The 4,754-nt window shown below is 66.7% G+C and carries 4 protein-coding genes and 1 pseudogene; 3 read left to right on the forward strand and 2 right to left on the reverse strand.

Annotated features, from left to right (window positions below):
* Both ACFOY2_RS54505 and ACFOY2_RS54510 read right to left on the reverse strand, forming a co-directional pair.
* Positions 1-289 (reverse strand): annotated as a pseudogene (locus tag ACFOY2_RS54505) (transketolase); the annotation flags it as partial.
* 58 nt (positions 290-347) lie between these two features.
* Positions 348-1,235: a transketolase gene (locus ACFOY2_RS54510; RefSeq protein ID WP_379536089.1), complete on the reverse strand. Its 888-nt coding sequence runs from the start codon at positions 1,233-1,235 to the stop codon at positions 348-350.
* 366 nt (positions 1,236-1,601) lie between these two features.
* On the opposite strand from ACFOY2_RS54510, the gene ACFOY2_RS54515 reads away from it, so the two are divergent.
* Genes ACFOY2_RS54515 through ACFOY2_RS54525 form a run of 3 tightly spaced genes read left to right on the forward strand, consistent with a single transcriptional unit; the run spans position 1,602 to position 4,637 of the window.
* The gene (locus ACFOY2_RS54515) at positions 1,602-2,876 is read left to right on the forward strand and encodes an ABC transporter substrate-binding protein (RefSeq protein WP_379536090.1); all 1,275 of its coding nucleotides are present in this window, start codon (positions 1,602-1,604) and stop codon (positions 2,874-2,876) included.
* Positions 2,877-2,883: 7 nt separating this feature from the next.
* The gene (locus ACFOY2_RS54520) at positions 2,884-3,807 is read left to right on the forward strand and encodes a carbohydrate ABC transporter permease (protein WP_379536091.1); all 924 of its coding nucleotides are present in this window, start codon (positions 2,884-2,886) and stop codon (positions 3,805-3,807) included.
* Positions 3,804-4,637 (forward strand): carbohydrate ABC transporter permease, encoded by an 834-nt coding sequence (locus ACFOY2_RS54525; protein WP_379536092.1) that lies wholly within the window; start codon positions 3,804-3,806, stop codon positions 4,635-4,637. The genes ACFOY2_RS54520 and ACFOY2_RS54525 overlap by 4 nt, the downstream gene beginning before the upstream one ends.
* Positions 4,638-4,754 lie beyond the last annotated feature (117 nt).

The raw sequence follows: 4,754 nt of genomic DNA on the forward strand, positions 1-4,754 counted from the left end.
TGATCTGCTCCAGCGCCCGCCCGGTCAGGAACGGCGCCGCCGCGCACACGAACGGGATCTTGCCCGCGTTCGCCAGCCCCGCGGCCACCCCGACGAGGTCCTGCTCGGCGATGCCCACGTTGATCAACCGATCGGGGAACCGCTCACGGAACCCGACCAGATTGCTGGAACCGACGGAATCGTTGCACACCGCCACAACCCGCCCATCGGCCTCGGCCAAAGCGATCAACTCGTCGGCGAAGTCCTTACGGCAGTCGAAAAGCGCCGCCTGCTCGACAAGCCCGGTCACGAACCCTCCTTCGTCGGGCCCGTGTTTCCTTGCTCATTGATGACCTCGACAAGCTCGGTCATGGCGCCAGCTCCGCCAGCGCCGCCTCGACCTGCTCGGGGCTGGGCACCTTGTGGTGCCACTCCACCCGGTCCTCCATGAACGACACGCCCTTCCCCTTGATCGTGTTGGCGATGACGACCACCGGCCGACCGATGGACGACCCGCTCATGGCCTCCAGCAACGCAAGATGGTCATGCCCGTCGACCTCGCGGACCTCCCACCCGAAGCTGCGCCACTTGCCGCCGAGCGCGCCCAGGGCGTTGGTCTCCTCCGTCCGCGCCCCCTGCTGAAGCCGGTTACGGTCGACGATCGCGGTCAGCGACGACAGCCCGTAGTGAGCGGCGGCCATGGCCGCCTCCCAGTTGCTGCCCTCCTGCAGCTCCCCATCCCCCAGCACCACGAACGTCCGCCAGCTCGCGCCGTCGATCTTGGCCGCCAGCGCGCACCCCGTGGCCACCGGCAGGCCGTGACCCAACGCCCCCGTGTTCGTCTCCACACCGGGCACCTTCATCCGGTTCGGGTGACCGTTCAACGCCGACAGCGGCGCCATGAACGTGTCCAGCTCCTTGGCGGCGAAGAATCCGCAGTGGGCCAGGGTGGCGTACAGGGCGGCCGCACAGTGCCCCTTGCTCAGCACGAACCGGTCCCGTCCAGCCCAGTGCGGAAGCTCGGGGTCGACGGACAGCACGCCGTAGAAGCAGGCGACCAGGATGTCGGTCACCGACAGGTCGCCCCCGATGTGGCCCATCCCGGCCCGGTCGATCGTCCGGATGACGTTCCTGCGCACCTCGGCGGCCAGGCGGTCCAGCTCTGAGGCGGCGGTGCGCCGGTCGGCCGCGCGAATGCGCCCGGCCGCCGTGCGGTAGGCGGCCGACCGCGCCGGATCGCAGGCGAGCAGGGACATCACCGCTCCGCCGGGGTGTCCTGGGCCTCAAAGCGCTGCCCGCCAGCGTCTTGAATATCCATTCCATAGTGACTAGGCATATTTTGACGCTACGGCCGATCTCGGACCCGTGTCAATGAGGCACCTGGAGCGACGAACACACCGGATCCTTGACGGCCACATGTCGCCGACGTTACATTCCGCTTGAATAGTCAGGCAGTACTGAATAGGCATTCAACAGCCGCCACCCCCCCGAGCCCTGACCGCCACTCGAACGCGCTGACCTGCCGAAACGTTGCCATACGGCCGTTGACGGGCCGGAAGACGCGCCCGTAGCGTTCCGTAGTCGCCACTGAATATCTAACGATCCTCGGCTTGGAGACGTCCATGAAAACCCCACCCAAAGCCGCGGCACTGGCAGCCTCCGTGCTGCTGCTGACCGCCTGCAGCGGCCGAGTCCAGGACACCAGCGCGACCAGCGGGGGGCAGGTCAAGCTGAGCTGGTGGATGGTCACCCAGAACGCGGACACGGCGAGCGCCGCTCTGAAGTCGATCGTCTCCGATTTCGAGAAGCAGAACCCCGACATCACGGTGGACCTGCAGTTCCGCGCCGTGGACGCGCACAAGGACGCGCTGCGGACCACGGCCGGCAGCAGCTCCGGCCCCGACATCTACTACAACTGGGCGGGCCCGGGGCTCGGGGGCGAGCTGGTCAAGTCAGGCGTCAGCCTCGACCTGGGCAGGTACTACCAGCAGTACAAGTGGACCGACCGGTTCAACGCCTCCACGCTGTCGGCCTACACCCAGTACGGCGGCCACCACGGCCTCCCCTGGACGCAGCGGACCGAGGTCGTCTACTACCACAAGGACCAGTTCGGCAAAGCGGGCATCAGCGCGCCGCCTGCCACGTACGCGGAATGGGCCGCCGCGGCGCAGAAGCTCAAGGACGCCGGGCTCACCCCGATCTCCATGGGCGGCAAGGACAACTGGCACGTCATGCGCCTGCTGGACACCTTCATCGAGACCAACTGCGGCGCCGAGCTGGCCGACAAGCTCAACACCCGCTCGGCCTCCTGGACCGGGCAGCCGTGCGTCGCCACCTCCTTCGAGCAGCTCAAGCAGTGGTCTGACAACTACTTCAACAAGGGCTTCGCCGGACTGCCGCAGACCGAGGCGGGGGCCCTGTTCAACTCCGGCAAGTCGGCCATGCAGATCGAGGGCGACTGGTTCACCCAGCAGAACCTCGACGCCGGCGACGACCAGGACAACGTCGGCGTCTTCCCGCTGCCGACGGGCACCGGCCGGCTCTACGGCTTCTCCGAGGGCATGTACATCAGCAAGAGCAGCGCCCACCCCGACCAGGCCGCCAAGTTCCTCGACTACTTCACCTCCGCCGCCGTGGAAGGCAAGTACCTGGGCGTCTTCTCCTCCGTCCCAGTGAACAAGGACACCACCTCGGCCAACACCCCGCAGCCGCTCAACGCGCAGATCGCCGAACTGGCGGGCAAGGCCAAGGGCTTCTTCCTCAACAACGACCAGAACTTCCCGACGGACGTGACGACCGAGTACTGGCGCATCCAGAACGGGGTCACCAGCGGCTCCATCGCCCCGAAGGAGGCGGGAGCGCTGCTGCAGAAGTTCATCGACACCCACAAGGACTGACCGGCTCATGACCAACGAGTCCACCACCCCCACCACCCAGCGCGGCTCCTGGCGGAGGATGCCGATCCTGGGGGCGCTGCCGTTCCTGGCCCCCGCCCTGGCGCTCTACGCGGTCTTCCTGCTGTTCCCGATCGTGTCGGCCGTCTACCTCAGCTTCGTGCGCTGGAACGGCTTCCCCACCGTGCCGCAGGTGTGGGCGGGGCTGGACAACTACCGCGACATCCTGACCAACGACACCGTCTTCCACACCGCGCTGCGCAACAGCGTCATCTGGGTGGTGCTCTCGCTCATCGTGCCCACCGTGCTGGCCCTGCTGCTCGCCCTGGCCATGAACCGCCGGTTGCTGGGACGCAATCTGCTGCGTTCGGCGTTCTACCTGCCCGCCGTGCTGGCCTCGATCGCCGTGGCGACCATGTGGACGTGGATCTACAACCCGAACTCCGGCCTGGTCAACAGCACGCTGACCTCGTTCGGCCTGTCGTCGTGGATCCAGGACTGGCTCGGCGACCCGAAGATCGCGCTGTACTCGGTGTTCGTCGCGTTCGTCTGGCAGACGACGGGCTTTTCCATGGTGTTGTTCCTGGCCGGGCTGCAGACGGTGCCGCTCGACCTGGTCGAGGCGGCCAAGCTCGACGGCGCCTCCGCCTGGCAGTCCTTCCGCAACGTGACCCTGCCGGCGTTGCGGCCGACGTTCACCGTCGTCCTGGTGCTGACCGTGATCAGCTCGCTGAAGGTGTTCGACCTCATCGTCGGCATGACCAACGGCGGCCCTGCCCAGTCGAGCCAGGTGCTGGCCCTGTGGTCCTACAGCCAGTCGTTCATCAACCACAACTTCGGCGGCGGCAACGCGCTGGCCGTGGTCCTGCTCGTGATCACGCTGGCGCTCGTCCTGCCGTACCTGATGTGGACCCTGAAGGAGGACGAGCGATGAAGGGCCGGGTCAACTACCCGCTCATCGGGTTGTGGATCGCGCTGGTCATCAGCGCGCTGGTCTGGCTGGCGCCGTTCGCGTTCATGGTGCTGACGTCGGTGAAGTCCACGGCCGAGATCGGCCGCTCCTCCATCTGGTCGCTGCCCGAGGTGTGGCACTGGGACAACTACCTCAATGCCGCCGAACGCGGCGAGTTGTGGACGGTGGCCAAGAACAGCGCCTACATCGCGCTCGTCAAGGTGCCGCTCGGCCTGCTGGTCTCGGCCGCGGCGGCGTTCGCGATCGCGCGGCTGCGTTTCAAACGGCACAGGACGCTGCTCATCGTGATCACGTTGGGGGCGATGGTGCCGGTGCAGGTGGCCATCGCGCCGATGTTCACGACGCTGTCCAGCATGGGGCTGCTCAACTCCGTCAACGGGATCATCCTGCCGTACCTGGCGTTCGGCATCCCGTACCAGGTGTTCTTCCTGTACGGGTTCTTCCGTTCGCTGCCCCGTGAGCTCGACGAGGCCGCCCGCATCGACGGGTCGGGCAACTGGCGGCTGTTCCTGGGGGTGATCCTGCCGCTGGCCAAGCCCGCGCTGGCGGCCCTGTTCATCCTGGATTTCGTCGCCACCTGGAACGAGTACGGGATGGCCCTGGTGTTGCTGCAGGACCAGGACGCGCGGACCGTGCCGCTGGCGCTGCAGGCTTTCCAGTCGCAGTTCGCCTCCAACTACGGCCAGCTCAACGCCTTCATCATCATGTCGATCCTTCCGGTCCTCATCGTCTACCTGATGTTCCAGCGCTTCTTCACACAAGGCGCCCTCGCCGGCGCGATCAAGGGATAGGAGTAAGACCCGTATGACGGCAGAACCGCTCTTCGGCGCAGGACTCTGGCACTTCGGGCAGTTCCGCGACCGCTACGCCACCGACGGATACGGCCCACCCGTCTCCACCCTCCAAGC

This window comes from Nonomuraea purpurea (genome assembly GCF_042650645.1).
Classification (GTDB): domain Bacteria; phylum Actinomycetota; class Actinomycetes; order Streptosporangiales; family Streptosporangiaceae; genus Nonomuraea; species Nonomuraea purpurea.

Bases quoted from the DNA above. Each gene is read 5' to 3' on its own strand.
- ACFOY2_RS54510 (WP_379536089.1), bottom strand. From the start codon at position 1,235: ATGTCCCTGCTCGCCTGCGATCCGGCGCGGTCGGCCGCCTACCGCACG.
- ACFOY2_RS54515 (WP_379536090.1), top strand. From the start codon at position 1,602: ATGAAAACCCCACCCAAAGCCGCGGCACTGGCAGCCTCCGTGCTGCTG.
- ACFOY2_RS54520 (WP_379536091.1), top strand. From the start codon at position 2,884: ATGACCAACGAGTCCACCACCCCCACCACCCAGCGCGGCTCCTGGCGG.
- ACFOY2_RS54525 (WP_379536092.1), top strand. From the start codon at position 3,804: ATGAAGGGCCGGGTCAACTACCCGCTCATCGGGTTGTGGATCGCGCTG.